Source organism: Streptomyces sp. NPDC033270 (assembly GCF_055576575.1).
The window spans coordinates 666,893-693,336 of the sequence record NZ_JBVIRA010000001.1 but is presented as its reverse complement, the minus strand read 5'-3'; the positions used below and the strand labels follow the sequence as shown (position 1 = coordinate 693,336).

Sequence of the window (26,444 nt, the reverse complement as noted above, 5' to 3'; positions counted from 1 at the left end):
CACATCGTCTGGGTTTTGCATGCCTTGCATGTTCCGCAGGCAAAAGGAGGACCGTGACTTTCCCCTTGTCCACGCGTGGTTGGGCCGCCGCCGGTGCGGCGGCCCTTCTCCTGGCCGCAGCCAACTCGGCACCGACTGTTGCAGCCGGTGCTGCCAGCTCGCGACCGGCGGCAACCATCAACTGCGCCGGCTCGATCAACGTGAACGTCCATCCCCTCAACGGCGCCGTCGACGGCAAAAGCGGCAGCAACTTCCGCTGCGCGACACCGGACGAGTCCTTCGCGGCCGAACTGACAATCTCCGGCTCGGTGACGAGCAGCGGTGACCTCTTCTACATGACAAGGACCAGCGACAGCCTCAGGCGGACGGACACGGGGCAGGTCTTCCGGTTCACGATCGATCGCCGCTTCGACCGGGACACCACCGCGGCATCCGGCAACGCCACCGAACGCGGCTCCAGCAGCCAGGCACGCGACTCCGGGACCGGCACCTTCGGTACGGGGACGGGACTGGTGACATTCCTCATCACCAACAACTACATCCTCGATGTCAACGCGTAACCACCGCACCGTGGCCTGTACCCCTGGTGCCGATCCTGTGGTGCAGGCCGAGGTCAATGCCCATCGGATACGCCCCTAAGGACTGTCCGGCGGATCACCAACCCAACGGAGCCACAGCCGGATCGCGGTGAGGGTGACCGTGCCGTGAAAGACGTACGCCCTCTTGTCGTGCCGGATCGCCACGGCACGGAAGCCCTTGAGTGCGTTGATGGTCCTCTCGACCTCGTTCCTGCGGGCATACCGTGCCCGGTCAAAGCTGGTGGGCCGACCGCCCTGGCTGCCACGCCATCGGCGGTTGGCCCGCTGGTCCCTGCGCTCGGGAAGGGTGTGCCGGATCTGCCGACGCCGCAGGCACCGGCAGATCCGGCGAGAGCTGTACGCCGCCGCACAGGTGATCCGGACGCATCCGTGGGTGACCGCCGACTGGACGCGGAGCACGGATACGGTCCAGAACCGGTACCAACTTCCACTTGCCGAAGCGCGTCGGCAGATCCTGCCAAGGGATGCCGGTCCGCTGCCGGAAGAGGATGCCGTTGATGACGGTGCGTTGGCCCTTCCACCGCCCGCCCCGACCTACGTGCTTCGGAAGATGCGGCTCCAGCCCACGCCACGTCAGACAGCTCCCCGCCCCATACCAAGCAGGAACGATCCGTTGATGGGCCGTCACCCGCCCCGTCGGACACCCCCTACCCCTCATAGGCAACATGTACTTGGAGCGCAGCAAGTGGCGGCGGGCCCGACAGACCGAGCAGCAGCGACATCCAGTTCCTGTCCGCATCGGACGGCTCCCCGCTGTGGGTTTCCGACATCGGACCGAGATCTGTCCCGGATATCACCGCAGCCCACCTCCACGCACTACCCCGGCCTGTACAAGGCCGCTGCCGAAGGCCTGCCCTCCTCGCGGACAAGGGCTATATCGGCGCAGGCATCGGAATCCACATCCCCGTCCGACGTCCTCGCGGCCGGCCCGAGCAGGCCCTCCACGTCGACACCCGCATGCGAAACGCCCTGATCAGGCATGTTCGCGTGCTCGGCGAGCCCACCGCGGCAGAGTTCAAGGAGCGCTGGCGCGCTCTCAGGCACCTCACCCTCAGCCGCTCCCGGATCGGCGCCAGCGCCGGGGCCGCCCTCATTCTCACTCGCCAAGGGAAGTGATCTACATTCAGAAAACTTCACTGGCTGGCCCGTTCTTTCTAGGGCCCGGCGGACGAGCCGACTAGCGCGCGACGCGGTAGCGGAGGTAGACGACGCTCGAGCTGAATGTGCGGTTCTCGACGAGTTCGAGGTCCACCCGGCGCTCGCGCTGGGGAAAGAACGGAATGCCACCGCCGACCAGCACCGGGTAGACCCTGGCCCGGTACTCGTCGATCAGACCCAACGCGGCCGCCTCGGCGGCTAGAGTCGCGCCGCCGATCGCAATGTCGCCCTCCCCCGGCTCGGCTCGCCACCGCTCGATCTCCTTTTCCAGGCCACCGGAAGCCAGGCGGGCATTGCCCTGCACCGCCGACAGCGTGGTGGAGAACACCACCTTTGGGAGCGGCTTCCAGATCGCGGCCCACTCGAGCATTGAGTCGTCGAGCGATGGATCCTGGTCGGCGGTCTCCCAATACAGCATCGTCTCGTACAGCCGTCGTCCCAACAGGTGGACGCCGACCCCTCGAATCTCGTCGGTGACGAAGCGAAAGACCTCCTCGTCGGGAGCCGTCCAGTCGAAGTCGCCGTCCGGCCCGACGATATAGCCGTCAAGTGAGACGCCCATCGAATAGGTCACGCTGCGCATCGGAAGTCCTCCTCGGTAAGTGGGTCGACAGTACGACCGCCGGACGCCGCAGCCTCAACGCGGCTCGCGGGATACCTTGGGCCGAGTCACCTCACGAGATGATCATTTCGTTGAGGAAACGTCACCGCCTTGGCCGCCGCCTTGCACTCCTGGATCGTCTGCGGGCAGCCGCGCGACTGGCCCACCCGCGGGTCCTCAGAGTCCGCGAACTCCTCACCGTCACAGGCATGGACGGGCTTGCCGCTCATGCCGTGGAGGGCCATGCGCAATGACACAGCGTCCGCGCGATCCACGATCACCTCGACGACGTCGGCGTTGGTCAGCGCCTCCGCGAAATCTCCTCTCTTCTTGGAGGCTCCTTCCATGCGCTGGGGGGACGTGAACGTGACAGCCCCTGGCCGGGCAAGCGCGTCCAGCCCTCGTTTGGAGCATCTGCGGTTTCGTGTGGCGCTATCCACTGGTGCACTGAGAGTCGCGATCGTTTCCACCCGGATGAGGGATGTGCCGCGCTGCCGGGCGTTGAACGATTCGGGCACTCCCTGAAGAAAGGAACCAGGCTGTGGCAAGCATCGAAGACCGCGTCAAGAATCTGCTGACACAAAAGTTGATGGTGGAGCCGACTGAGGTAACCCCCGATGCACAGTTGAGGGAAGACCTGGGTGAAGAGGACGGCGACAACGGCCCCCTGGCAAACTTCCTCTCCGAGGAATTCGGCATCACCTGCCGGGAGGACGACGTACGGAACATGGATCGAGTTCAGGACGTAATCGACTTCGTCAAGCAAAGAATGACGCAAACGGCCTGACCGCGATATCCCTCCATAGCGACCGAGGGAATCGTCAGCCCTTCAGCAGCTCACCAGAGCTGTTGAAGGGCGGTAGCGCCCTCAGCTGTTGGGCGACCCCTACGCCGCACGCCGCTGGGTGCCGGTCTTCGCTTCCCCACCCGAGGCACCACAGCCGGCCGATCGCCCCGCGCTTGCCCTCCTGCTCCCCCGTTGAGCACCGCCCGCACATGGGGGAAGGTCGAGAACGGTCGAGAACGCGGGCAGGGCCGGAGGTTCTTCTCGATCCCGTGATCAGGAATAGGGGGCTAGCAGGGCAACAGCTCTCAGTTGCCGCGGCGCACCCGGGCCGCTTTGCGGGCCTCGGCGAGCTTTCGGGCCTCGCTGGCCTTGCGGGACTTGCCGCCGGTGCCGCGGGAGGCGTCCTTGCTGGTGCCCAGGCCGCGGAAGGGGGCGTTGGTGTTCTTGGCCCGGGGCGCGGCGGGCCCGCCGTCCAGCGGGGTGCCGGAGGGGGCCTTGGCGCCGGTGATCCGGCTCAGCTCCGCCTCGCCCGAGCGCACCTTGGTGATCGTCGACTCGATGCCGGCCCCGGCCATCAGCTGGCTCATCTCGCGGCGCTGGCCCGGCAGCACCAGCGTGACGACGCTGCCGGACTCACCGGCCCGGGCGGTGCGGCCCGCGCGGTGCAGATAGTCCTTGGGGTCGGTGGGCGGGTCGACGTTGACCACGAGATCGAGGTCGTCGACGTGCAGGCCGCGGGCCGCGACATTGGTGGCCACCAGGACGGTGATCTGGCCGTTCTTGAACTGTGCGAGGGTCCGGGTGCGCTGCGGTTGGGACTTGCCGCTGTGCAGGGCCGCGGCGTGCACTCCGCTGGCCCGCAGATGTCGGGTGAGCTGGTCGACCGCGTGCTTGGTGTCGAGGAACAGCAGTACGCGGCCGTCGCGGGCGGCGATCTCCGTGGTGACGGCGTACCGGTCGGGGCCGTGGACGACCAGCACATGGTGGTCCATCGTCGTGACCGCGCCCGCGGACGGGTCGACGGAGTGGACGGTGGGGTCGTGGAGGTAGCGGCGGACGAGGTGGTCCACGTCGCGGTCCAGGGTGGCCGAGAACAGCATCCGCTGGCCGTCGTGGTGCACCTGGTCGAGCACCTCGGTGACCTGCGGCAGGAAGCCCATGTCGCACATCTGGTCGGCCTCGTCGAGGACGGTGATCCGTACCCGTTCCAGGCGGCAGGCCCTGCGCTCGATGAGGTCGTGCAGGCGGCCAGGGGTGGCGACGACGACTTCGGCCCCGTCGCGCAGCGCAGCGGTCTGCCGGCCGATCGACATGCCGCCGACGACCGTGGCCATCCGTAGCCGGAGCGCGTCGGCGTACGGCGCGAGCGCCTCGGTTACCTGTTGGGCCAGTTCCCGGGTAGGTACCAGGATCAGGGCGAGGGGCTGCTTCGGCTCGGCGCGGCGCCCGGCAGTCCGTGCGAGCAGCGGCAGGCCGAAGGCGAGCGTCTTGCCCGATCCGGTGCGCCCGCGTCCCAGGACGTCGCGTCCCGCGAGGGCGTTGGGCAGCGTGGCTGCCTGGATCGGGAAGGGCTCGCGCACGCCGAGCTCGGTGAGCGTTCGCAGTACCTCGGCCGGCAGTTCCAGGTCGGTGAAGGAGGCGACCGGGGGCACCGGCGGGGTGAGGGTCACTGGCCGGGCGAGGTCGCCGTGCGAGGTGTCGGGGCGGTTCGGGTGGTTCATGACGAGCCTTCCGCATAGGGAACGTACCGAGGAAGGCCCGGCAGGGATGAGCAGCCGACGAACAGTGGGAACCGGACGGACGGAGCCGCCAGCCGTCACGGCCGTCACAGCCGTCCAAACGGTTGAGGTTAACACAAAGTGATAGTTCGATCCGGCGTTGTGGTGCCGAGCGCTCCGCCGTCGCCGGTGACGCGATACAGGCTGAGCGCCCTTTCCGCCGTGTCCAGCCGAGGTTCCCTATTCGAGAAACAGCGCGAGATCGCATCGAAGAGGGGACACGTGGCCCGGGAAAAGGGAACGGCCCACCACTTCATGCCTGAAGACTCACGCGAAGCGGGCCGCAAGGGTGGTAAAGCGAGGCAGGAGAAGACTCCCACGGCCGAATCGCGGAACACCTCTCAATCAAACCCATCAAGCCCCGGCCAGTATTAGCCAGGGCTTGAATTGTGGGTGGGGACGCCCACTCATCGGTCACGCAGGGCAATTATGGTACGACCTTTTGCCCATCACCTGGACCTTTTTGTCCTGTGTCATCTTCAGCGAAATGCCAAAGACGATCTTGGTAGGCAGCAGCCACCTTGACGGGGGACCGGCTCGGATTCCCCCCGAAGCCCCGGCCGCTCTCGCCCAAGCAGCAGCGCCGCAACCGCGAGCTCCTGAACCTTGCGCGGTGCGGCGAGGACAGTCGGCAGCAAGATGGATCGGATCTTCGTCGTCAGTCCGCCGCGCGACCGGCCGATGGCGTGGTCATCCGGCTCGGCCGCCGGAGCCCTTTTGGATGGGCTCCGGCGGCGTGCGGTGCCGACACACCCGGACCAACGTCCCGCTGATCCAAACAAACTGCCTAGTCGCCCAGGCCGCGCGCCGTGGCCAGCAGGGTGTCGTCCAGTTCCGTGGCGCGGACGCCGAGTTCCTTTTCTGACTCGCTGGAGTCGAGTAGGTGCGGGTTCTCCGTGGCGTAGAGCATTTCGATGAGTTCGCCGAAGAGGGGGGTGTCTGCGGCGAGCGCGGTGAGGGCGGCGCGGTCCAGGCGTTCCAGGCGGGGCGGGGGCGCATCGGTCAGTGTGGCGAAGCGTGCGGTCAGTTGTCGTACGGAGATGTTGGTGGCCGGCGCGTGCCAGGCTCGGCCCCAGGAGCGGTCGCTGCGGGCGGCGGCCACCAGCGTCGCGGCCACATCGCCGACGTCCGACCAGCACTGCGTCACATCGAGCCGGCCGGGGTAGGTGGCGGTCTCGCCCGCGAGTACCTGGCGCGCGATGCCCAACGTGAAGGTGCTCACCGCGCCTGCGCCGAGAAACGCAGCGGCGCGCACCTCGGTGACGCGGGCCCGTCCGGCCTCGTGGGAGGCCAGCGCATCGTGCCACATCTGGGCGCGCACCCGGCCCTTGGCCGAGACGGGGGCCATCGGGAGATCTTCGGTGATGGGGCCTTCGACGTGCCCGTATCCGTAGAGGTTGCCGAGCATGACATAGCGCGCGCCGGTGCGTTCCACGGCCGTCAGCAGGGCGGCGGCGAACGGCGGCGCGTCCGTGGTCCAGCGGTCGTAGGGCGGCATCGCGCAGTTGATCAGGACCTCGGCGCCGGAGGCGAGCTCGGTGAGACGGTCCGCGTCGCCGGCGTCGGCCGCGATGCGTTCGACCAGTGGGTGCTCGATGCCGCTGCCGCTGCGGGTGATCTGACGAACCGGTATGCCCTGGTCGGCGAGGAGGGCGGCGGTGGTGCGGCCGGTGACGCCGGAGCCCAGGACGACGTAGCGGGAGACGGCTGGGGACATGAGGAACTCCGTACGGTGCGGGAGGAAAAGGAAGGTGAAGAGGATGAAGGAAGAGGATGAAGAAGGTGCGAGGGAATGGGCGGCCACCAGGGAGGAGTTGACCCCACCGGTGGCCGTGGCTCTCAGCCTCCGTCAGGCGCGCGGGCCCGGCCACCATCGAAAGCGACGACGAACCGGAGGATCTGGCCATGCACCGCGTTGCCGTCCTGGCCGTGCCACCAGTCACCACCTTCGACCTCTCCATTCCCGAACTTGCCTTCGGTGCGGCCCAGGTGGACGGTGCGCCGGCCTACGAGGTGCGCATCGGCACGCCGGAGCCGGGTCTGGTGGAGGCGTACGGCAGCCTGCGGGTCTCCGTCCCGCACGGGCTCGACGTGGTGGACGACGCCGACACGGTGATCGTCACGGGCACCGGCGCCCGGCGGGACGCCGATCCCCGGGTACTCGCCGCACTTCGCCGTGCCGCCGCGGCGGGCAGCCGTATCGCCTCGATCTGCACCGGGGCGTTCGTCCTGGCCCAGGCCGGGCTGCTGGACGGCCGCCGCGCCACGACGTACTGGCCGTTCTCGGATGAACTGGCGGAGCGGTTTCCGCGGGTATCGGTCGTGGGGGATGTGCTGTTCGTCGACGAAGGCCGGGTGCTGACCTCCGCGGGGCTCGCCGCGGGAATGGATCTGTGTCTGCATCTGGTGCGCGCCGACTACGGCGCGGCGGTGGCGAACGCGGTCGCCCGACTCGCCCTGGTCGCCCCCTCCCGGGACGGTGGACAGGCCCAGGTGCTGGCGGCTCCGGTGGCCGACGACGCGTTCTCGCTGGCCCGGACCCGGGCCTGGGCACTGGAGCGGCTCGAACGGCCGCTTTCGCTGGCCGAGCTGGCCGCACACGCGCACACCAGCGTGCGCACACTCACCCGCCGCTTCCAGGCAGAAACCGGGCGTACTCCGCTCCAGTGGCTCCTGGAACAGCGCGTGGACCGCGCCCGGGAGCTGCTGGAGCTCACCGATCTGCCGGTAGACCAGGTGGCCGAGCGCTGCGGCCTCGGTAGCGCGGACTCCCTGCGTCAGCACCTGCTGCGCCGGGTGCGGCTCACCCCGACCGCCTACCGCCGGGATGCCCGCCGTCGCAAAGAAGCGCGCGTCAGAGCGGAGGCGGTCGCGGCTGCGGACGGCGCTCCGTAGTTCCGTACCCGGAACCCGAGGAGCTCGTACGCCGGTGCGTCACCCCTCCGTCGGCTGCCTGTCGTTCCCGTCGGCCTGTCGTTCCCGTCGGTCTGCCTTTCCCGTCGGCCTGTCGTTTCCGTCGGTCTGTCGTTTCCGTCGGTCTGTCGTTTCCGTCGGTCTGTTGCGTCCCGGTGGTCGTGTTCTCCGGCCTGGTCGGGTTGTGTTCCTTACCCGGGCTTGAGGAACTCCCGGGCTCCGCGCAACCGTGTGCGTACGCGCCTCTGTGTGGCGCTGCTGTCGAGGCGGACGTCGAGGGGCCCGGGCATACGGGCGTCGGCTCTGCTGCCGGCAGACAGCCGGCCGGGGTCCAGCCCGTCGCGTCGGGCGATGAGAGTGCCGAGTTCGTGACGGCTGAGGGCATCCGCTCCGGCGAGGTGGTACATCCCGGCCTGGTCGGATGTCGCGAGTTCCCGCAGCGCGGAGGCCAGGTCCTGGACGTGCACCGGGCAGCGGAAGTCGTCGGTGAACAGGACGCCGTCGTGGGTTTCGGCAGCCAGGGCGTGGACCATACGCTCGTGCAGGGATCCGCCGTGGCCGATGATCAATGAGGTACGTGCCACCGCAGCGGCCGGCGCCAGGAGCCGCACAGTGGTCTCTGCCGCAGCCTTCGCCGCGCCATACGGGGTGACCGGGTCGGGCAGGCAGTTCTCGTCGTAGTAGATCCGGGAACCGGAGAACACGGCGTCGCTGGAGACGTGAACGAGGCGGCAACCACGTTTCGTCGCGGCCATAGCCACGCGGATCGAGCCGTCGGCGGTGACCGCCCAGTCGTCCTTTCCACTGGCTGCGTTGATGACGGCGTCGGGGGCAACCGCGGCCAGTACCTGGTCGACATGCCCAGGGGTGCGAAGGTCGATCTGATACCACGAGGCTCCGGGAACGTTACCGGGCATGGAACAGTACGTCGCGGCCGTCTCCCAGCCCGCACCCACCGCCTGGCTCACAAGTTCCGTCCCCAGGAACCCGCTGCCGCCGATGATCAGGATCTTCATTACGCCCTACGGTAGGGCAGTCCGGCTACGCTCACGCACCGGTTGGCCAGGTTCGGCGCAGCAAGGACGGCGAAGGGCGAAGGCCGTAGCGACCTGCTGGGCTCGACATCGCCGGGGTCTTCCTCCGGCGTCCCCGTGATCCAAACGAAGCGCCCTGGCCCCGCCCGATACACGGGCCAACATCCGCCTCCCCACATAGCACGCGGCCTCAACCGAGCGTCGCGGTTGGCGTGCTGCTGGGCTGCGGATCCGACGGGAGAAAGTGCGGGTGGCCTCTGCCAACGCTGTGAGCAGGGCCATACGTCGGCGGACGCTGGTCTGCGAGCATGCGCTGATGGGATCGGGAGGCGAGCACGCTCGGCTATGGACCGCAGCCGGCAGTGCGCGGGTGGACCTGCTGGCTGCGCGTTTCGAGCGGTTCGCCTTCGACCGGCACAGCCACGAGGAGCTGGCCGTCGGCGTCATCGAGCAGGGCGCGGAGGGGCTGCACATCGCCGGCGGCAAGGTCGTGGTTCCGGCCGGGCAGTTGGTGGTCCTCAATCCCGGGCAGGTGCACACCGGTTTCGCCGCCGACGAGTCCGGCTGGCGGTACCGGATGTTCTATTTCGACACGGCGCTCGTCGACGAGTTGGCCCACGAGCGCTTGGGCGCCGCGGATGTCTGGTTTCCGGAGACGGCCGTGCGGGACGCCACGCTGTTCGCCCGGCTGCGCCGCGTCCACCGGGAGCAGGAGCACGCGGGCGATCCCTTGACCGCGGAGTCCCTGCTGCTCGGCGGCCTGGGCGCGTTGCTGCGCCGGCACGCCCGTACCGGCCGGGTGACCGCCATCGGCACGCCGCAAGATGTGCGCCGCGGTCCGGATCTGGCCCGGCAGCTGCTGCATGACCGCTGGACCGAGCCGGTCACCGTCGCAGAGCTCAGCGCGGCGGCGAACATGCCGCGGGCCTCGCTCATCGCCGCCTTCCGCCAGGCGTACGGGCTGCCGCCGCACGCCTACCTGCTGCGGCTGCGCGCCAACCGGGCTCGCCGCCTGCTACTGGCCGGGCAGCGGCCGGCCGAAGTGGCGGCCGCTACGGGCTTCGCCGATCAGTCGCACCTGACCCGCATCTGCAAGCGCTACTTCGGGGTCACTCCGGGGGCCATCCGCGCCTGAGCGTCAGAGTGCGGCGGCGTGCGGCGGCGTGCGGCGGCGTTGCCGCGACTTCCGTGACCGTGATCGTCGCCCCGCGACGCCCCTGGCCGTCACCGTCGTCCCGCGACGCCCCTGGCCGTGACCGTCATCCCGCGATTTCCGTGACCGTGATCGTGATCGTCGTCCGCGACTTTTGTTCAAGACCACCGCCGGTCGTGCCGCGAGGCTGTGCCCCAGCCGTGCAACGAGACACGAAAGGCGGCTGGAACAATGGTGTGGGCCATAGCGGTGTCCCCTCTCGTCATGGTGCTGGGGATGATCACGGGGTTGCGTCGGCCGGCGCACTGGGCAGCGCTTTCGGGCGTCGCCCTGGCGGCGGTCCTGATCTGGTGGCTGCCGGACTTCGCGCTGCCAGGAGGCGCGTTGACGGCAGCGGCGGGCGGAGCCGGTCTGCTGGTGCTCAACGCCGCCGCGGTGATGCTGCCCGGCGTCTACCTCAGCCAGTGCTCACTCGCCGGGAGGTACACCGGTCGCTGCAGGAGTGGGTGCGCGGGCTACCACTGCCCGGCCCCGCGAAGGTCGCCCTGGTGGTGGCGGGCATCGCGCCCACGGTGGAGGCGCTCACCGGCTTCGGGGTCTCGCTTCTGGTCACCGTGCCGGTGCTGCTCGCTCTCACGCCGCCGGCGACCGCACTGCGGCAGGCGATGCTCGGGATGAACATCATGCCGTGGGGCACCCTCGGCCTCGCCACGGTCATCGGCGCCGCGCTCATCGGCACGGACCCGGCCGCACTGGGCACCGCCACCGCGGTCACCAGCAGCCTGGTCTTCCCCCTGGTCACCGTCTGGGCGGCGCTGCTGGCCCGCCCGCAACACCGGCTCCGTACCGCCGTCGTGGCCGCGGGCGCGGGCGGGACGCTCTCGCTCGGGCTGCTGCTGCTCAACCGGGCGGGCGTGGTCCAGCCGGCCGGTGTTCTGGCCGGGCTGCTCACGACGGCGTTGGGGCTGGTGCTGTGCGCCGTCCGCCGGGCCCGTCGGGCCCCTTCCGGCGCGGGGACCGAGCCCGCCGCCGGTCGGCTGTTCCCACCGCGCGCGGTCCTGCATGCGTACGGCCTCGTCCTCGGCGGCATCGTCGTCACCCGTACGGCCACAGCCCTCGGCGTTCCGCCCTTGGAACTGCACGCGGGCCACGCAAGCTTCGCGCTGCTGTCCTCGCCGGGCCTGCCCCTGCTGGCCGCCGCCCTGCTGCTGGACCGGGGCCGACTGCGCGGCACGGACGCCCGGGCCGCGCTGATCCGCGCCGGCCGACCGCTGCTGGCCCTGACCGGGTTCGTCGCCCTCGGCCGGCTGATGGCGGACAGCGGCATGATCGGGGAGATAGGCGTGGCGGTCGCCGCGGCGCCGCCGCTGGTCATCGCGCTTGCCTCCCCCGCGCTCGGCATGCTCGGCGGCTTCATCACCGGCTCCAACGTCGGCGGCAACGCGCTGATGATGCCGCTTCAGGAGCGCCTGGCCCCGCACGGCGACGGGCTCGACGTATGGTTCGCGGCCCTGCAGAACAGCGCGGCGGGCCATGCCGTCTTCACCTCGCTCCCCATGATCATGCTGATCCTGGCGGTGGCCGGCGACTCCGCGAAGAGCGCGGGTGTCGTGGAGTACGGCCTGCTGCGCTTCGGCCTGCGAGTGGCAGCTGCGCTGTACGCCGCCCTGGCGGCGACGGCCGTCGCCCTGGTCTCGTTCGCGTGATCCTTGGCCGGCGTCATGGGTTCGCGGTTCGGCGGGTGGGTGCGCCGGGCCGGGGTCATTGATGGTGCGCCGACCGCCTCAGTCGGTCAGTCGGTCGGTCAGTCAGTCGGTTTCTCAGCGGCGAGCCACGACAAACACACAACGCGATGAAGGAGACACCGTGGGGTGCGAACTGGGCACCGTGGAAGTTCTATGGCGCTACCCGGTCAAGTCGATGCTCGGCGAACCGGTGCCCTCCACAGCGGTGACCGAACACGGACTGGTGGGAGACCGCTGTCTCGCGGTCGTCGACCGGGTCTCGGGGAAGGTCGCCAGCGCGAAGAATCCGCGGCTGTGGAGGGACCTGCTCAAGTGCACCGCGACTCTTGAGCAGAGCCGTCCGCGTATCGAACTGCCGAACGGCAAGCTGGTCTGGAGCGACGACACCGCCATCGACGACGTCCTGTCGGCCGCCCTCGGCCGGAACGTCACACTGACCAACACCCTGCCGTCACAGGGCATGCTCGACCGCTCCGTACCGGAGCAGGTGCTCCGAGAAGGCGTCGACGCCGAGGTCCGGGCGGACGTCCTGCAGGTCGGCTCGCTGGCGCCCGCCGGCACGTTCTTCGACTTCGCCCCCATCCACCTGATGAGCACCTCCACCCTGCGCCAAGTGGCCGCGCTCAGCCCCCGTGGGGCCGTGGAAGCGGAGCGCTACCGCCCCAACATCGTCATCAAGACGGACGGTGTGGGCTTCACCGACGATGCCTGGGTGGGCAGGGAACTGAGCATCGGCGACCGGCTGACCCTCCGCGTAGTGGCCTCCACACCCCGCTGCGCCGTCCCGACGCTCGCGCACGGCGCACTGCCTCAGGACAGAGCCGCCCTGCGCACCCTCGCCGAACACCACCGCATCGTCGCGATGCCCGGACGCCGCCCCGAGCCGTGCGCCGGCGTCTACGCCCAGGTGATCCGGCCGGGGCACATCGCACCGGGCGACGCAGTACGCCTCTCGTACGACGTCGTCGCGGGCGCACGGTGACCTCGGCCCATGCGCCGCAGCACTGCCCCAGCTGCGCTCCCAGGCAAGGGTGCGGGCCCTGCTGGTCCATGTCCTACGGATCCTGAATCTGGGCTTCGGCAGGACGCAGACGGTGCTCCAGCTCGCGGGCCCTGGCACTCGCCGGGACTGTACCCGCTGACGGACGTGCTCCTGAGCTGTCTGGTTGCCGCGCACGCGCGGGCGGCTCCGCTCATCGCAAGCGGTTGTCGCGATGAGTGGCGGTGGGGCCGAGCATCACCGAGCTGCACGGCGGGGAAGTCCTCGACGGTCCTCACGAGGTGCCCACCGGGCCAGGGGCGAGGAGTCAGACCACGTGCACGTCAGGTGCCGGAGGGCCGGCTCGGGTCGGCAGCGCCCCGGCGCAGTTCCTCGTTGAGTCGCTGGGCCTCTTCGAGCTGGTCCTCAAGGATGACGATGCGGCAGGCGGCCTCGATCGGGGTGCCCTGGTCGACGAGGTCGCGGGCGCGTGCCGCGATGCGCAGCTGGTAGCGGGAGTAGCGGCGATGGCCGCCTGCGGAGCGCAGGGGAACGATGAGGCGGGCTTCGCCGACGGCCCGGAGAAAAGCAGGAGTGGTGCCGATCATTTCCGCGGCGCGACCCATGGTGTAGGCGGGGTAGTCGTCGTCATCGAATTTGTCGGTGGCGCGCGAGGGGGTTTGTCGGGTCATTGAACCTCTTCATGGGACGCGTCGAGGGCCCTGGTGCCGTACGGCATCAGGGCCCCGAGGGATGTCAACACCATCTGCCGGCGCCGGGCACCGGCCTTCTGTTTCCGCCGTGTCGCCTCTGAGGGGGCGAGCACCCGGGGTTCGCAGCCGCGAGGCCGGAGCCCTCCCGATACGGGCACCCGCGGCGCCCGGGCGGGCAGGATCCTTGCTCGGGTGATCCTGATGGCGTGTCGTCCTCTCTCTTCTCTTGTCTGCTCTCTGTAGCAGCCGATCGGCGCGACAGTTCATGTCAGTTCATGTTTGCCGCACCTCATCGACTTCGTCGACTACAGGAGAAATCCTAACCGTGTGAATGGGCAATGTATACCGCGGCCATCACAGATTCCCCTCGGCCGCACGAGCACAATCGCCCGATTCAGCTTCAGGGGTGTGCGGCCGATCCCGGTCCCGGTCCCGGTGGCGCGCCGCGATCCGTCACGGCGGCTACGCGGTGCAGCCAGCGTGGTAGGCGCCCGGCCCGTGACGGCGGACCCGGGAGATTCACGAGGGGGTCGGGATTCTCCGCGAGCAGGAGGCGAAGGCGATGTCGAATATCTGATGCCGCAACTACAGATATGAGCACCGGTACGGTAAGGGTTTTTATGCCCTCGAAAATCTTCGGGCTCGTGCACCGTGCATGGCCGGCAGCGCCGTGCTACCGTTTTGATCAGTTGCAGTTGTGGTTCCCGAAGGCTTCGATTGCGCTCACCGCCGTACAGACGGGAGCGCTTTTCTGTTTCCCGGATTCCCCGGATTTCCGGAGTATTTCCGACGGGGTGATCATCGCGGCGACACGGCGTCCGCACGGTGTGGGCTCCGGATACTGCCCCGAAGGAGATATGACATGGCTACTGGCACTGTGAAGTGGTTCAACGCGGAAAAGGGCTTCGGCTTCATCGAGCAGGAGGGCGGCGGCGCTGACGTCTTCGCTCACTACTCGAACATCGCCGCCCAGGGCTTCCGCGAGCTGCAGGAAGGCCAGAAGGTGAACTTCGACGTCACGCAGGGCCAGAAGGGCCCGCAGGCCGAGAACATCGTTCCCGCCTGACGCTGACGCGCACGCCGTAGCTGGGGCCCGCACCTTGGGTGCGGGCCCCAGCTCGTTGCTTTACGTTCTTCCGTCGCGCGCCACAGCGACCGCACAGACAGCGTGGGTCAGCTCGTGCGATCGCCGATCCATATGGCGCGGCGGGGCGGGGCAGGGCGGGGCAGAAAACCGCCAGACGCCCGTGTCGAAAACTCCCTCGCCCTTCGATGTGGCCTCGTCGACTTCACGTCGGTAGATGGGGAACGCATTCCTCACCCGCTCCACCTCACCTTCCATTGGTTCGTACTTGCGATTCCTTGTTTTGCGGCTCGGTGTCGCCGGGAATTCCTCGACGTACCGCATCGAGGAAGAGGTTCTCAATGGACCTCCCACCTCGTTGGCCCCAGACCGACCGCACCGGAAGGACTCATTGATGCTGCGTCAGACCCGTCTCCAGAGGGGCTGCTCCGGATGGGCCGCCGCCGATGTGATGACGTCGCCGGGACCACAGGTCGGCGATGACATGGTCGTCGACCTGGCCCTGGCCGTCCTCACCGGCGCACGGGCCGACCATCTCCTCGTCCGCGACGAAGACGGGCGGTGCGCGGGCCTGATCACCCGTTCCCAGATGACAGCCCACCGGCATGACGCCTGGTACGCCGAGGAGACCCGGTTGCGGGACATCGTCTACGACCGCGGGCCCTTCACCTCACCAGCGATGTCGGTACGTGACGCGGAACGTGCCATGCGCCAACGCGCGCTGTGCGCCTCACCCGTGATCGATGAGGACGGACACGCACTGGGAGTCCTCGTCCTCACCCGTTGACCCCTCTCCCGCCCGGCCGGCGATCGGTTTCCGGCGTCTCCTCAACCCTGTAGAGGCACTATGCGCTGCATCATCGCCCGATTCCCCTTCGAGCTGGTCAAGACCGAGGTACAGGACACGATGAAGGGCGTCACGCCCGAACCCCTCACGGGTGAATCCGTGCTCATCGGTCGCCGCCACTACCCCGTCAAGCAGGTCGGGGAGATCATCACCGGACAGGATCGCCGAGACTTCACCACCGGCGAAGTGACCCGAGCCCTGACCCGCCTCGGCTTCGAGTGCCGCCCGGCTGCCGCTCTCGTGCCCCCGACGCCGGTAACCCCCCTGGAGGCAGCGTCGGCCCTACTGGGAATTCCGCCCCGACCGCACCGCACCGCCCCGGCCCCGGGACGGTGCGGCTTCACCGCGAGCGGTCAGTCCGCGACGCCGTAGTACTGCGCGAGGAAGCCGCAGCCGGAGAACGCGTACGAGCCGGAGGTCGTCTCGCTCACGACGTCCGTGGTCTGCGTGGTCTCGGCCGCGCCCAGAACTCGACGGTGACGTCACGGCCGGCGAGCTCCGGCCCGTCGGCGACCCGGACATGGGCGGCTCCCTCGCCGAAGGAGAGCGCGGTCTCGGCGTGGCCCTCGGTGCTCACCACGGGGACCAGGGGCCGCCCGGTGAACGGGCAGGTGCCCGGGGCGCGTTCGTAGAGAGACCGCGGACGAACGACAGGTTCTGCGTCGGCTCACGGACGGGGCGCCCCTCCATGTCCGTGGTCCCCAGGCTGTCCTTGGCCGAATCCGGGCGGTCCTTGTGCCGGCTCCGCCGGTAGCGGGCCTCCAGAACCGGCTTCAACTCGCCGCCGACCAGCAGGAACCGGTCGGACAGCAGGGTGTCGGCGGCCAGCGGGACCTTCGCGCCGTCGCGGTCCCTGACGTAGTCCGCACGCTCCGGGTCGCCGGACGACGATCTCGGACGGAAAGGGGAGCGGAAGGGGGTTCTCCGACCGGTACGCGGCACCAGTTCGCCCTTGGCCTCGTCATGGCGCGTCAGGTCGAGAACCGTGTAGACCAGGCGCCGTTGGTCGTCCATCTGGCCACGCCACCGGTGGGCCCTGAACAAATCACTGGCCCGATGCGCCTTCTCCGGGAGACGGTGTCGATGTTCGCCGGACGAAGCAGCGGAGTGGGGAGACAGCATGAGCAGGGGCACTTTCACCGTGGGCCAGGAAGTGACCATCCAGCTGGTGAAAGGCGGCAGCACCAAGCTGCGCTATCCGGCGGTCGTCGCGAGCGATGACGGTACCCATGCCGTCGTGCGCGCCCCGTGGGGAAGGACGACGGTCCGTGACTTCGGGTTCGTACGATTCGAGCCCGGTGATGTGTTCACCGAGCACTACTGGCGCGACCGCTGGTATGCCGTCAAGGAGGTACGGGCCGCCGACGGTACGCTCAAAGGCTGGTACTGCGACGTCGCCCGCCCGGCAGCTATCAGGTCGGACGGCATCGTCATCGAGGACCTCGAACTCGACCTGTGGCTCTCTGCCGAGGGAACGACCATCCTGCGTCTGGACGAGGAGGAGTTCGCGGCAAGCGGCATCGAGAGCCACGACCCGGTTGCGGCGTCCATGGCCCGGCGAGCCATGGACGAGCTGGAGACCCTTGCCCGGGCAGGAGGCTTTGCAGAGCTGCTCGGCTGATCACGCGCGAAACGACCGAACCTGCCCAGGCCCACCGGCTCACCGGCTCACCGGCTCACGCTGAGAGAAGTTCCGCCCACCGTGTGATACCGCCCGCGTGGACCTCCGTGCCGCACGCCGTCGCCAGGGCGGCGACGATGCCGAGCCCGCGGCCGTGCTCGCCCGCGCAGGGCTCGACGACCGGCCGCCCGTCCGCCGCCGCGGGCCCCGCGTCGGTGACCTCGACCCGCAGGGCGTCGGCGACCCGTGACAGCCGCAGCACCGCCGGCGGCAGGGCGTGGACGACCGCGTTGGTGATCATCTCCGAGATCACCAGGAGCGCGTCCTCAGCGAGGTCCGGGGCCAGGTTCCAGTCGGCCAGGACCGTACGCGCCCGCCGGCGTACGACCGAGACGGCCTCGGGGATGTGCGGCAGCGGAAAGACATGTTCGACCGCCTCCCCCACCACCGCTTCAAGCTGTGCCGCCATGCTGCCTCCTCCGAGGCCCCTACCGGCTGAACGCTGAACGCCGGGCTTGAGAGGGACGCTATGGGGAACGGTGGAGGCGGTCAATGAACATCGGTCGGCATTACCGAACGCCAGCCTGCGGAGAGCCGTAACTTCTGGCAGATGCCGACCGCGGGACTACGATTGCCTCATGGCCGGCCCGGTCCAGTCGATCGAACGGGCAGCGGCGATCCTGCGTCTGCTCGCCAGCGGGCCCCGTCGGCTCGGGCTGGGTGAGGTGGCCGCGTCGCTCGGACTGGCCAAGGGCACCACCCACGGCATTCTGCGCACCCTGCAGAACATCGACTTCGTCGAGCAGGACCCGACGACCGGAAAGTACCAGCTCGGGGCTGCGCTGCTGCATCTGGGCACCAGCTACCTCGACGTGAACGAGCTGCGCTCCCGCTCCATCAACTGGGCCGACGCCCTGGCTGCCCGCAGCGGCGAGGCGGTCCGTCTGGGCGCGCCCCTGGAGGGCAAGGTACTCATCGTCCACCACGTCTTCCGCCCCGACGACACCCTCCAGACCCTGGACGTGGGCACGCTGCTGCCCCTGCACGCATCCTCGCTCGGCAAGGTGCTGCTGGCCTTCGGCAGCGTCCCCATGGAGCCGGCCGTGGAGGCGGGGTTGGAGGCGTACACCCGGCACACCCTGGTCACCCCGGAGCATCTCACCCGGGCGCTCACCGAGGTCCGGGAGCTCGGATGGGCTGCCGAAGTACAAGAGATGATCACGGGCGAGGCCGGCGTCGCCGCGCCGATCCGGGGCCACGGCGGCCTCGTGGTGGGCGCCATCGGCATCTCCGGCACGGTCGAGCGGATCTGCGACTCCAAAGGGGTCCCGCAGCCGGCCCTGGTCACCCAGGTCCGCCACGCCGCCCGGGCGATCTCCAGAGATCTGGGGGCCGCCCGCTGGTGAGCCCCGGCCGCCCTTGCGCACCACAACGGAAGGCTGATCATGGTTGAGCGGTATGTGATGTCCATCGACCAGGGCACCACCTCCACCCGATGCATCCTGTTCGACCACCAGGGGCGGCTGGTGTCGGTCGCCCAGCGGGAGCACCAGCAGCACTTCCCTCAGCCGGGGTGGGTCGAGCACGACGCCGTCGAGATCTGGCACACCCTGCAGCGCGTGGTGCCGCAGGCACTCTCCGACGCCGATGTCGGCCCCGACGAGGTCGCCGCCGTCGGGATCGCCAACCAGCGCGAGACGACCGTGCTGTGGGACCGGCGTACGGGCACCCCGCTGGGCAGGGCGATCGTCTGGCAGGACACCCGTACGGCTCCGCTGGTCGAGGACCTCAGAAGCCGGCCCGGGGACGATTTCTTCCTCCGGCGCTGCTGCCTGCCCCCTTCCACGTACTTCTCCGCCCCCCGGATCCGCTGGCTGTTCGACCACGTCGACGGGCTGCGGCAGCGTGCCGAGGACGGCGAGGTGCTGTTCGGCACGATGGAGAGCTGGCTGATCTGGAACCTCACCGGCGGGCCAGCCGGCGGCCTGCACATCACCGACGTCACCAACGCCAGCCGCACCATGCTCATGAACATCAGCACCCTCGACTGGGACGAGGAGCTGCTGGAGTTCTTCGGGGTGCCCCGCCCGATGCTCCCGGAGATCCACTCCTCGGCCGAGAACTACGGAACCGCACGTTCCGTCCTCCCGGGCGTCCGTATCACCGCGGCACTCGGTGACCAGCAGGCGGCGCTGTTCGGACAGACCTGCTTCGCACCCGGCGAGGCGAAGTGCACCTACGGCACCGGCAGCTTCCTGTTGCTCAACACCGGTACCGAGCTCATACCGTCCCGGCACGGACTGCTCACCACCGTCGCCTACAAGATCGAGGACCAGCCCGCGGTCTACGCACTCGAAGGCCCCATCGCCGTCACCGGCGCGCTGGTCCAGTGGTTCCGCGACCGGCTGGGGCTGATCAGCACCGCCCCCGAGATCGAGACGCTGGCACGCACCGTCGAGGACAACGGCGGCTGCTACATCGTCCCGGCGTTCTCCGGTCTGTACGCGCCGCACTGGCGCAGCGACGCCCGCGGTGTCATCGTCGGCCTCACCTCTTACATCACCAAGGGGCACCTGGCCCGCGCCGTGCTGGAGGCCACCGGCTGGCAGACCCGGGAGGTGGTCGACGCCATGAACGCCGACTCCCCTCTCGCCCTGAAGGTGCTCAAGGTGGACGGCGGGATGACGTCCGACAACCTGCTCATGCAGTTCCTGGCCGATGTGCTCGACGTGCCCGTGGTGCGCCCCATGGCCGTCGAGACGGTCTCCCTCGGCGCCGCCTACGCCGCCGGGCTCGCCGCCGGCTACTGGCCCGACCTGGAGGTCCTGCGCCGCAACTGGCACCGGGCCGCCCAGTGGCTGCCGGACATGGACCCCCGGCGGCGGCAGTCGGAGTACGAGAACTGGAAGCGGGCAGTCGAGCGCTCGCTCAGCTGGATCGCGCCGCCGAACCCACACTGACGGCTCGTCTCCGGGCTCGGGGCGCGCCCGGTGCTGCCACAACCTGGGAAGAACCAGTTACAGGAAACGATTTCTGACAGGACTACCAAGCCGAACCTCGCACCCACATTGCGTGCTCGCGGCAGTTCCGGCAGGCCAACAAGCTGCCGAATTATAATCTCCCTATTGAATTGGGAAAGACATCGCGGACTCACACAATTGGTTCCACCGGGGCATTTGCGCCTCCCTTGTACGTGGCGAATGTCGTGTCGCACTCACGTACCGGTGAAACTAATTCCCGTGGAGTTCCGTCCACGCGTTTGCCGCTTGATGCCATTCCCGTCCAGTCCCCGCGCCATAAGGTCCACACGATGGCTTCTCCCGCTCTTCATCCGGCCAAAAACCCGATTGCCATCATCGGCATCGCAGGAACGTTCCCTCAAGCACATGACGCGAGGGAGTTCTGGTGCAACGTGGTGTCGGGCCGTGACTGCATCACCGAAGTGCCGGAGAGTTCATGGCGGATCGCCGATCATTATGATCCCGACCCGCTGTCCGAAGACAAGACCTACGCCCGGCGGGGCGGGTTCCTGCCGCCAGACGTTTTCGACCCCGCAGAATTCGCGATGCCGCCGGCGACCCTCGATTCGATCGGTCTGGTCCAGCTGCTGAGTCTGCGTGTGGCGGGACAGGTGCTGCGAGATGCGCGGTGTGAGGGAGCGGAGTGGTACGACCCGTCGCGCACCGGGGTGATCCTCGGAGTATGTGGCCAGAACACCACCTTCTTCCCGCTGGGCGCACGTCTCGTCACGCCGCATGTGAAGAGGGCGGCCCTCAGCTGCGGCCTTTCGGAGCAGGACGCCGAGGAGGTGGCCCGCCGGTCGGTCTCCTGGGCGCCCGGCTGGACCGAGGACAGCTTCCCGGGCATTCTCGCCAACGTCGTCGCCGGGCGCATCGCCAACCGGTACGGCCTGGGCGCGGCCAACTGCACCGTCGATGCGGCGTGTGCCAGTTCACTGGCCGCCCTGCGCATGGCAGTGAGCGAACTGGTCGAGCACCGTGCCGACCTGATGATCAGTGGCGGCTGCGACGCGGACAACTCGATCACCACGTTCCTGTGCTTCAGCAAGACACCCGCACTCTCCCCCAGCGGGCGTATCCGGCCCTTCGACGAGTCGGCCGACGGCACCCTGCTCGGTGAGGGAATCGGGATGCTGGCCCTCAAACGGCTGGCTGACGCCGAACGGGACGGCGACCGGATCTACGCCGTGCTACGCGGTCTCGGCGGCTCCAGCGACGGGCGCACCAGCAGCATCTACGCACCGTGCGGGAACGGCCAGATGACGGCGCTGCGCCGAGCCTACGAGGATGCCGGCGTACCTCCACAGTCGGTGGAGCTGATCGAGGCGCACGGGACGGGTACCCCCGTCGGCGACAACGTCGAGATCGGAACGCTGCGCGCCCTGATGGACTCCGGCGATCGCCGACACCGGGCCGCCGTTGGCACGGTGAAGTCGCAGATCGGCCATACCAAGGCCGCTGCCGGTGCGGCGGGGCTCATCAAGACCGCGCTGGCGCTGCACCACAAGGTGCTGCCTCCGACCATCAACATCGACACGCCCGGCGAAGCGGCGCGGGAGGGAAGCCTGTACCTCAACACCCGGGCACGGCCGTGGGTGCGCGACCCGGGGCACCCGCTCCGGCGTGGTGCGGTCTCCGCCTTCGGCTTCGGCGGAGTGAACTTCCACGCAGTCCTGGAGGAGCACCGGCCCTCCGACCACCACGCCCGGACCCTGCATGACGCACCTCAGGCCCTGCTGTGGCACGCTCCGGACCCCGCCGCACTGCTCTCCTTGCTGCGGGCGGGGGCACCGCCCGCAGAGGACGGACCGGTTCCCGTCGGCCACGCCCGGCTGGGCGTCCTGGCCCGCACCGCGGCGGAGCGCGAGGCCGCGGTGGCCGAGGCCGTCGCCCAGCTGGGTGACCGGCCCGACGACAGCGTCTGGAGCCTCGGCGACCGGGTCCACTTCCGGCGGGAAGGCCTGCCGCCGGAAGCCAAGGCCGCGGCGCTTTTCGCTGGTCAGGGCAGCCAGTACGTCGAGATGGGGCTGCACACACTGCTGGCGTTCCCCCCGGTGCGGCGGACCTTCGACGAGGCGAACGCCCTCTGGACGGAGGGAGAGGACACCCTGGCCCGGGTCGTCTACCCCGAACCGGGGCGGTACGGACCGCAGGAGGCGGCGGCCCGGCTGCGACGGACCAGCTGTGCACAGCCGGCCATCGGCGCGCTGGCCATGGGCCAGTACCGCTACCTCACCGAGCTCGGCCTCGCTCCGCACGGGCTGCTGGGACACAGTTCCGGTGAGATCACCGCGCTGTGGGCGGCCGGCAGTCTCTCCGACGCCGACTGCCTGCGGCTTGCGCTGCAACGTGGGCAGGCCATGGAGCGAGCCGACGACGAAGATCCCGGCGCCATGGTCGCGCTGCGACTGTCGGCCGACGAGTGGCTGGAACGGGCCGCCGCCTACCCGGAGTTGGCGCTGAGCAACATCAATGCGCCGGACGAGGTGGTGCTCGGCGGGCCGACGCCCGCCATCGAGGCACTGACCGCGGACTGCGCGCGGGAAGGCACGGCTCTGCACCGGCTCCCGGTCGCGGCGGCGTTCCACACCCCGCTGGTCGGTCACGCCGTGGACACGTTCGCCGGGGCCTTGGCGAGCGTCGACCTGCCCTCCCCCGCCACACCGGTACTGGCCAATACCCCCGGCGCGCGCTACGGCGACGATCCGGAGGCCAACCGGCGGGTGCTGGCCGAGCAGATCGTCCGGCCGGTGGACTTCGCGGCCCGCGTACGGCAGTTGTACACGGAGGGCTGCCGGGTCTTCGTCGAGTGCGGGCCCAGGCAGGTGCTCAGCCGGCTGGTGCCCCGCATCCTCGGTGCGGGTGTCGTCGAGGTGATCCCCACCGACCACGGACCGGGAAGCGACGGCGCGGCCGCACTGAAGTGCGCCGCGCTGCGGCTGGCCGTGCTCGGCTTCGACATCCGCGGCATCAACCGCTACGACGCCCCGGAGCCGGCGCCCCGCGCAGAGCCGTCCGCGGTGGCCCGGCTGTTGGATGGCTCGTCGTTCGCGGTCGAGGCTCGCCGGGCGGAGCATGAGGCGCTGCTGGCCGCCCCCTACCAGTGCGGGGACGCCCTGGCCGTCACAGCGGCCGAGGCCACACCGGCACGCCGTACCGGCGGGGCACGGACGGATGCGGAAGTTCTGGGGCAGCTGGCTGCCCGGCAGCTGGAACTGCACAACGAGTACTTGGCCGGACAGTTGGAGACCTCCAAGAGCCTCGCGCAGATGGTTTCCAGCGCCGGCACCGGCCCCGATGCCTCGGTTCTCGCCTGCGCCGAAGCCGTCCGCGACCACAGTGCGGCACTCGGCCGTGCCCACATCCGCAGCCAGGAAGTCCTGCTCGAACTCGCCCGCACCGGTCTGGCATGTGACGACGCCGACGGCGCCGCAACCGGCCAGGCGCAGTCCGGTGCGGACGGGGTCCCGCCTCGCGGGGAGAGCGAGACGCCCGTCGTCGCCCCGCCATCCATCGAGACCGTCGCTTCCCTCGCGACCGGAGCGGTCCCCACACCCCGGAACGCGACCGGGACCGCGTCCGCCTCCGCACGCGAACCCGCGGCGGACCGAGCGCCGGACGGCCCGGGTGCCGTCACAGATGTGGCGGATGTCGAGCGGATCCTGCGGGAACTGGTGGCGGAGAAGACCGGGTACACCGTCGAGATGGTCGACCCCGACCTCGACATCCAGACCGACCTGGGCATCGACTCGCTCAAGCAGGTCGAGATCGCGTCCGAGGCATGGCGGCGCTACCCGTTCCTGCCACAAGAGGACATCTACCGCTTCGCGCAGGCACGCACCGTCGGTGAACTGGCCCGGCTCGTGCACACCTTGATCGGGCGCGCCGACGGATCCCCGGGCGGCAGGGCACCGATGGCCGCCGGGCGAGCCCGTGTGGGTCTGCGTACGCTGCCCGCGGTCGATGCCATCGCGGTCCCCTACGGCCCGCAGCCGACGGCGCTCATCGCCCACGACGGCAGCGCGCTGGCAGATGCGCTGCGTGACGCGCTGGCCGCCGACGGCTGGGGGGTCCGGGTGCTGGCCCTGCCGGACGTGGACGTTCCCGGGGCAGTGGGGCAGCTCGCCGACTGGCGGGAGGAGACGCTGCGCACCCAGATCGAGCGGGTGCTGCCGCCCGGCGGGCGGCTCGGGCTGTGCGTGCTGCCCGCCGACCGCGAGCCACATACGGATCCGGCCGTCACCGTCCAACGGCTGCGGCACGCCGTACTCCTCGCCAAGCACACGGTGCCGGCCTTGAAGGCCTCCGTCGCAGCCGGGCACCGTGCCGGGTTCGCCGCCGTCACCCGGCTCGACGGCTCCCTGGGCCTGATGGGGACGGCGGGCGATACGACCCAGGCGTTGTACGGAGGGCTGGGCGGTCTGGTGAAGGCTCTCGGTGTGGAGGAGCCGGACCTGTTCTGCCGGGCCTTCGACAGCGCACCGGACAGCCCCGTCACCGGGGCGGCCGCGCAGTTCCTGCGCGAGATCGCCGACTCCGCCCCGGTACGGGAGGTCGGCTGGGACGGGGAGACCCGTCGCACCCTGACGCTCTGGCCCGAGGCCTCTGACCGCCTCCCCGTCGGCGGCGGGGCGGCCGACGGGGACGCCCCGTCCCCGGACGATCTGCTGGTGGTGACCGGCGGGGCCCGGGGCATCACCGCTTGGTGCCTGACCGCGCTGGCGGCGCGACGCCCCTGCCGGCTGGTCCTCCTGGGCCGTACGCCATTGGAGGATCCGCCCGCCTGGGCCGCCGGCCTCGACGACCCGTCCGCGCTGCGCGAGGCCTGCACAGAACAGGCCCACGCGCGCGGCGAGGACCCCGACGATCCGGCCGTCGGGACTGCGCTGGACAGGCAGGTCGAGCGGCTGCTCGCCCAGCGGGAGATGCACTCGACGCTGGCGGAGCTACGCGGCCTGGGAGCCGACACCACCTACGTCAGCGCCGACATCACCGATGCCGCTTCGGTGAGCGCGGCGCTGGCACCGTGGGCGGAGCAGGTGACCGGGGTCCTGCACGGCGCCGGTGTGCTGGCCGACCAGCCGCTGGCCGTCAAGGACACCCGGGGGATCGAGAGGGTGGTGGACACCAAGCTCTCCGGACTGCAGCACGTGCTCGCCGCGCTTCCCGCCGAACGGGTACGCCATCTGATCGTCTTCACCTCGGTGTCCGGGATCTACGGCAACGGCCGACAGACCGACTACGCGATGGCCAACGAGGCGCTCAACCGGTTCGCCTGTGCATGGAAGGCGGCCCACCCCGGAACCCGGGTCGCTGCGCTCGCTTGGGGTCCCTGGCGCGGTGGGATGGCGTCGGAACGAGCCCAGGAGCTGTTCCAGCAGCTGGGGGTGCCGTTGCTGAGCCGGGAGGAGGGCTGCAGGTACTTCGTCGACCAGCTCACTGCGGCCCACGCCGATGACCTGGTCACCGTCCTGGGCCCGTTGGAGTCGGCGTTCCCGCCCGGGCCGCTGCCGGCCGACGGGGTGGAGCTGTTGCGGGACCTGACGGGGCTGGCCGCGGAATCGGTGCTGGAGGATCACAGTATCGACGGGCAGCCTGTGCTGCCGATGACCGCCGCGATCGGATGGGGTATCAACGCGGTCGAGCGTACAGGTTCGGGGAATCCGGTCACCGAGGTCCGCGACTTCTCCGTACGCCGCGGACTCGTCCTCAACGGCTCCCACCCACCGCGCGCCCGTGTGGTGCTCCGTCCCCGGCCCGGCGCTGAGCAGGCCGTGGCGGTGACGATCCACGACGACGGCACGACCGCCGGACCGCCCCGCTACGAGGGGGTGTTCGGCTCGGCACCGGACGGCATCGCACCCGATCCGCACCCCCTCCCCTCGCTGCCGGAACCGCCGTACCGTCACCACTCGGCCTATGACGATGGGTTCCTCTTCCACGGCCCACTGCTCCGCGGCCTGGGGCCCGTCCTGGTCGACAACGACCGGCAGCTGGTGCTGTGCGCCAAGCTGGCCGACCCTCCGCTGGCTCAGGGGGCCTACGGTGGTGCCCGCCACAGCCCCGCCCTGGCCGACCTGCTGCTGCAGGCCGCGGCCCTCCTGGGTCGGCGTGTCTGTGGCCATCGCTGCCTGCCGGTCTCCGTGAAACACGTCGAACTTCTGGCTCCCCTGCCGGACGACGCCCCGTTCGTGATCCAGGTCGACCTCGACAACCATGGTCCGCTGGAGCTGGGCTGCACGGTGACAGCCTGCACTCCCGAAGGAGCGGTGTTGCAGCGCTGGAGCGGACTCAAGGGCATCGTGGCCGCGCCCCAGCTCGGCAGCCGTGCGGCCTGGCCGCCGGCCTCCCCCGACACCGCCGCTGTCACCGCGACCTGATGCACGCCCTACCCCTCCTGCTCCCGGACGGA

General features: G+C 69.7%; 23 protein-coding genes and 2 pseudogenes. 14 read left to right on the top strand and 11 right to left on the bottom strand.

Annotated features, from left to right (window positions below; all coding sequences use genetic code 11):
* Positions 1 to 53: 53 nt before the first annotated feature.
* Positions 54 to 560: a hypothetical protein gene (locus tag ACZ5XZ_RS03220; RefSeq protein ID WP_468974047.1), complete on the top strand. Its 507-nt coding sequence runs from the start codon at positions 54 to 56 to the stop codon at positions 558 to 560.
* Between the two features lie 75 nt (positions 561 to 635).
* On the opposite strand, the pseudogene ACZ5XZ_RS03215 reads toward ACZ5XZ_RS03220, so the two are convergent.
* Positions 636 to 1,176 (bottom strand): annotated as a pseudogene (locus ACZ5XZ_RS03215) (transposase).
* A 143-nt stretch (positions 1,177 to 1,319) separates the two neighbouring features.
* Between ACZ5XZ_RS03215 and ACZ5XZ_RS03210 the strand changes: the two are divergent.
* Positions 1,320 to 1,715 (top strand): transposase family protein, encoded by a 396-nt coding sequence (locus ACZ5XZ_RS03210; RefSeq protein WP_468974176.1) that lies wholly within the window; start codon positions 1,320 to 1,322, stop codon positions 1,713 to 1,715.
* Between the two features lie 61 nt (positions 1,716 to 1,776).
* Here the strand turns inward: ACZ5XZ_RS03210 and ACZ5XZ_RS03205 are convergent, their stop codons facing one another.
* Positions 1,777 to 2,340, bottom strand: a complete 564-nt coding sequence (locus ACZ5XZ_RS03205) for a dihydrofolate reductase family protein (protein ID WP_468974045.1) — start codon at positions 2,338 to 2,340, stop codon at positions 1,777 to 1,779.
* Between the two features lie 86 nt (positions 2,341 to 2,426).
* Positions 2,427 to 2,705: a hypothetical protein gene (locus tag ACZ5XZ_RS03200; RefSeq protein ID WP_468974043.1), complete on the bottom strand. Its 279-nt coding sequence runs from the start codon at positions 2,703 to 2,705 to the stop codon at positions 2,427 to 2,429.
* A 194-nt stretch (positions 2,706 to 2,899) separates the two neighbouring features.
* Here ACZ5XZ_RS03200 and ACZ5XZ_RS03195 point away from each other — a divergent pair, with 194 nt between their 5' ends.
* Complete coding sequence (locus ACZ5XZ_RS03195; protein WP_468974041.1) at positions 2,900 to 3,145, top strand: acyl carrier protein; 246 nt, start codon at positions 2,900 to 2,902, stop codon at positions 3,143 to 3,145.
* A 305-nt stretch (positions 3,146 to 3,450) separates the two neighbouring features.
* Here the strand turns inward: ACZ5XZ_RS03195 and ACZ5XZ_RS03190 are convergent, their stop codons facing one another.
* From ACZ5XZ_RS03190 to ACZ5XZ_RS03180, 3 genes and pseudogenes are all read right to left on the bottom strand, one after another.
* Positions 3,451 to 4,866 carry a DEAD/DEAH box helicase gene (locus ACZ5XZ_RS03190; RefSeq protein WP_468974039.1) on the bottom strand — a complete coding sequence of 472 codons (1,416 nt, stop codon included), beginning with the start codon at positions 4,864 to 4,866 and terminating at the stop codon, positions 3,451 to 3,453.
* Positions 4,867 to 5,561: 695 nt separating this feature from the next.
* A pseudogene (locus tag ACZ5XZ_RS03185) lies at positions 5,562 to 5,669 on the bottom strand (IS5-like element ISMt1 family transposase); the annotation flags it as partial.
* A gap of 41 nt (positions 5,670 to 5,710) precedes the next feature.
* Positions 5,711 to 6,640 (bottom strand): NAD-dependent epimerase/dehydratase family protein, encoded by a 930-nt coding sequence (locus ACZ5XZ_RS03180; protein WP_468974037.1) that lies wholly within the window; start codon positions 6,638 to 6,640, stop codon positions 5,711 to 5,713.
* 188 nt (positions 6,641 to 6,828) lie between these two features.
* On the opposite strand from ACZ5XZ_RS03180, the gene ACZ5XZ_RS03175 reads away from it, so the two are divergent.
* A complete protein-coding gene (locus ACZ5XZ_RS03175) occupies positions 6,829 to 7,818 on the top strand; it encodes a GlxA family transcriptional regulator (RefSeq protein ID WP_468974035.1) in 990 nt (329 codons plus the stop codon).
* Positions 7,819 to 8,027: 209 nt separating this feature from the next.
* Here the strand turns inward: ACZ5XZ_RS03175 and ACZ5XZ_RS03170 are convergent, their stop codons facing one another.
* A complete protein-coding gene (locus ACZ5XZ_RS03170; RefSeq protein WP_468974033.1) occupies positions 8,028 to 8,852 on the bottom strand; it encodes an SDR family oxidoreductase in 825 nt (274 codons plus the stop codon).
* Positions 8,853 to 9,240: 388 nt separating this feature from the next.
* On the opposite strand from ACZ5XZ_RS03170, the gene ACZ5XZ_RS03165 reads away from it, so the two are divergent.
* From ACZ5XZ_RS03165 to ACZ5XZ_RS03155, 3 genes are all read left to right on the top strand, one after another.
* On the top strand, positions 9,241 to 10,005 hold the full coding sequence (locus ACZ5XZ_RS03165; RefSeq protein WP_468974031.1) for an AraC family transcriptional regulator: 765 nt from the start codon (positions 9,241 to 9,243) through the stop codon (positions 10,003 to 10,005).
* 524 nt (positions 10,006 to 10,529) lie between these two features.
* The gene (locus ACZ5XZ_RS03160; RefSeq protein WP_468974029.1) at positions 10,530 to 11,729 is read left to right on the top strand and encodes an L-lactate permease; all 1,200 of its coding nucleotides are present in this window, start codon (positions 10,530 to 10,532) and stop codon (positions 11,727 to 11,729) included.
* Positions 11,730 to 11,889: 160 nt separating this feature from the next.
* Positions 11,890 to 12,750, top strand: coding sequence for an MOSC domain-containing protein (locus ACZ5XZ_RS03155; protein WP_468974027.1), 861 nt, complete (start codon positions 11,890 to 11,892; stop codon positions 12,748 to 12,750).
* A 341-nt stretch (positions 12,751 to 13,091) separates the two neighbouring features.
* On the opposite strand, the gene ACZ5XZ_RS03150 is transcribed toward ACZ5XZ_RS03155, so the two are convergent.
* Positions 13,092 to 13,439 (bottom strand): MerR family transcriptional regulator, encoded by a 348-nt coding sequence (locus ACZ5XZ_RS03150; RefSeq protein ID WP_468974025.1) that lies wholly within the window; start codon positions 13,437 to 13,439, stop codon positions 13,092 to 13,094.
* 883 nt (positions 13,440 to 14,322) lie between these two features.
* Between ACZ5XZ_RS03150 and ACZ5XZ_RS03145 the strand changes: the two genes are divergently transcribed.
* From ACZ5XZ_RS03145 to ACZ5XZ_RS03135, 3 genes are all read left to right on the top strand, one after another.
* Positions 14,323 to 14,526 carry a cold-shock protein gene (locus ACZ5XZ_RS03145; RefSeq protein ID WP_006604711.1) on the top strand — a complete coding sequence of 68 codons (204 nt, stop codon included), beginning with the start codon at positions 14,323 to 14,325 and terminating at the stop codon, positions 14,524 to 14,526.
* 412 nt (positions 14,527 to 14,938) lie between these two features.
* Positions 14,939 to 15,331, top strand: a complete 393-nt coding sequence (locus ACZ5XZ_RS03140) for a CBS domain-containing protein (protein ID WP_468974023.1) — start codon at positions 14,939 to 14,941, stop codon at positions 15,329 to 15,331.
* A 60-nt stretch (positions 15,332 to 15,391) separates the two neighbouring features.
* A complete protein-coding gene (locus ACZ5XZ_RS03135) occupies positions 15,392 to 15,763 on the top strand; it encodes an SCO5918 family protein (protein WP_468974021.1) in 372 nt (123 codons plus the stop codon).
* A gap of 55 nt (positions 15,764 to 15,818) precedes the next feature.
* Here the strand turns inward: ACZ5XZ_RS03135 and ACZ5XZ_RS03130 are convergent, their stop codons facing one another.
* Both ACZ5XZ_RS03130 and ACZ5XZ_RS03125 read right to left on the bottom strand, forming a co-directional pair.
* Positions 15,819 to 15,971: a hypothetical protein gene (locus ACZ5XZ_RS03130; protein WP_468974019.1), complete on the bottom strand. Its 153-nt coding sequence runs from the start codon at positions 15,969 to 15,971 to the stop codon at positions 15,819 to 15,821.
* Positions 15,965 to 16,405 (bottom strand): hypothetical protein, encoded by a 441-nt coding sequence (locus ACZ5XZ_RS03125; RefSeq protein ID WP_468974017.1) that lies wholly within the window; start codon positions 16,403 to 16,405, stop codon positions 15,965 to 15,967. Before ACZ5XZ_RS03125 ends, ACZ5XZ_RS03130 begins: the two co-directional genes overlap by 7 nt.
* Before the next feature lie 106 nt (positions 16,406 to 16,511).
* On the opposite strand from ACZ5XZ_RS03125, the gene ACZ5XZ_RS03120 reads away from it, so the two are divergent.
* Complete coding sequence (locus ACZ5XZ_RS03120) at positions 16,512 to 17,012, top strand: ribonuclease FAU-1 family protein (RefSeq protein ID WP_468974015.1); 501 nt, start codon at positions 16,512 to 16,514, stop codon at positions 17,010 to 17,012.
* Between the two features lie 55 nt (positions 17,013 to 17,067).
* Here ACZ5XZ_RS03120 and ACZ5XZ_RS03115 read toward each other — a convergent pair whose 3' ends face one another.
* Positions 17,068 to 17,481, bottom strand: coding sequence for an ATP-binding protein (locus tag ACZ5XZ_RS03115; protein ID WP_468974013.1), 414 nt, complete (start codon positions 17,479 to 17,481; stop codon positions 17,068 to 17,070).
* Between the two features lie 169 nt (positions 17,482 to 17,650).
* Here ACZ5XZ_RS03115 and ACZ5XZ_RS03110 point away from each other — a divergent pair, with 169 nt between their 5' ends.
* The 3 genes from ACZ5XZ_RS03110 to ACZ5XZ_RS03100 all read left to right on the top strand — a co-directional run bounded on the left by ACZ5XZ_RS03110 (position 17,651) and on the right by ACZ5XZ_RS03100 (position 26,412).
* Entirely contained in the window at positions 17,651 to 18,418 is a 768-nt protein-coding gene (locus ACZ5XZ_RS03110; RefSeq protein WP_468974011.1) for an IclR family transcriptional regulator, read from the top strand.
* Between the two features lie 39 nt (positions 18,419 to 18,457).
* Positions 18,458 to 19,972 (top strand): glycerol kinase GlpK, encoded by a 1,515-nt coding sequence (gene glpK / locus ACZ5XZ_RS03105; RefSeq protein ID WP_468974009.1) that lies wholly within the window; start codon positions 18,458 to 18,460, stop codon positions 19,970 to 19,972.
* Positions 19,973 to 20,322: 350 nt separating this feature from the next.
* Positions 20,323 to 26,412: an SDR family NAD(P)-dependent oxidoreductase gene (locus ACZ5XZ_RS03100; protein ID WP_468974007.1), complete on the top strand. Its 6,090-nt coding sequence runs from the start codon at positions 20,323 to 20,325 to the stop codon at positions 26,410 to 26,412.
* Positions 26,413 to 26,444 lie beyond the last annotated feature (32 nt).

Coding starts and splice junctions, on each gene's coding strand:
- ACZ5XZ_RS03205 (WP_468974045.1), bottom strand. CDS start 2,340: ATGCGCAGCGTGACCTATTCGATGGGCGTCTCACTTGACGGCTATATC.
- ACZ5XZ_RS03200 (WP_468974043.1), bottom strand. CDS start 2,705: ATGGAAGGAGCCTCCAAGAAGAGAGGAGATTTCGCGGAGGCGCTGACC.
- ACZ5XZ_RS03190 (WP_468974039.1), bottom strand. CDS start 4,866: ATGAACCACCCGAACCGCCCCGACACCTCGCACGGCGACCTCGCCCGG.
- ACZ5XZ_RS03180 (WP_468974037.1), bottom strand. CDS start 6,640: ATGTCCCCAGCCGTCTCCCGCTACGTCGTCCTGGGCTCCGGCGTCACC.
- ACZ5XZ_RS03175 (WP_468974035.1), top strand. CDS start 6,829: ATGCACCGCGTTGCCGTCCTGGCCGTGCCACCAGTCACCACCTTCGAC.
- ACZ5XZ_RS03170 (WP_468974033.1), bottom strand. CDS start 8,852: ATGAAGATCCTGATCATCGGCGGCAGCGGGTTCCTGGGGACGGAACTT.
- ACZ5XZ_RS03150 (WP_468974025.1), bottom strand. CDS start 13,439: ATGACCCGACAAACCCCCTCGCGCGCCACCGACAAATTCGATGACGAC.
- ACZ5XZ_RS03145 (WP_006604711.1), top strand. CDS start 14,323: ATGGCTACTGGCACTGTGAAGTGGTTCAACGCGGAAAAGGGCTTCGGC.
- ACZ5XZ_RS03140 (WP_468974023.1), top strand. CDS start 14,939: ATGCTGCGTCAGACCCGTCTCCAGAGGGGCTGCTCCGGATGGGCCGCC.
- ACZ5XZ_RS03135 (WP_468974021.1), top strand. CDS start 15,392: ATGCGCTGCATCATCGCCCGATTCCCCTTCGAGCTGGTCAAGACCGAG.
- ACZ5XZ_RS03125 (WP_468974017.1), bottom strand. CDS start 16,405: ATGGACGACCAACGGCGCCTGGTCTACACGGTTCTCGACCTGACGCGC.
- ACZ5XZ_RS03120 (WP_468974015.1), top strand. CDS start 16,512: ATGAGCAGGGGCACTTTCACCGTGGGCCAGGAAGTGACCATCCAGCTG.
- ACZ5XZ_RS03115 (WP_468974013.1), bottom strand. CDS start 17,481: ATGGCGGCACAGCTTGAAGCGGTGGTGGGGGAGGCGGTCGAACATGTC.
- ACZ5XZ_RS03110 (WP_468974011.1), top strand. CDS start 17,651: ATGGCCGGCCCGGTCCAGTCGATCGAACGGGCAGCGGCGATCCTGCGT.
- glpK (WP_468974009.1), top strand. CDS start 18,458: ATGGTTGAGCGGTATGTGATGTCCATCGACCAGGGCACCACCTCCACC.
- ACZ5XZ_RS03100 (WP_468974007.1), top strand. CDS start 20,323: ATGGCTTCTCCCGCTCTTCATCCGGCCAAAAACCCGATTGCCATCATC.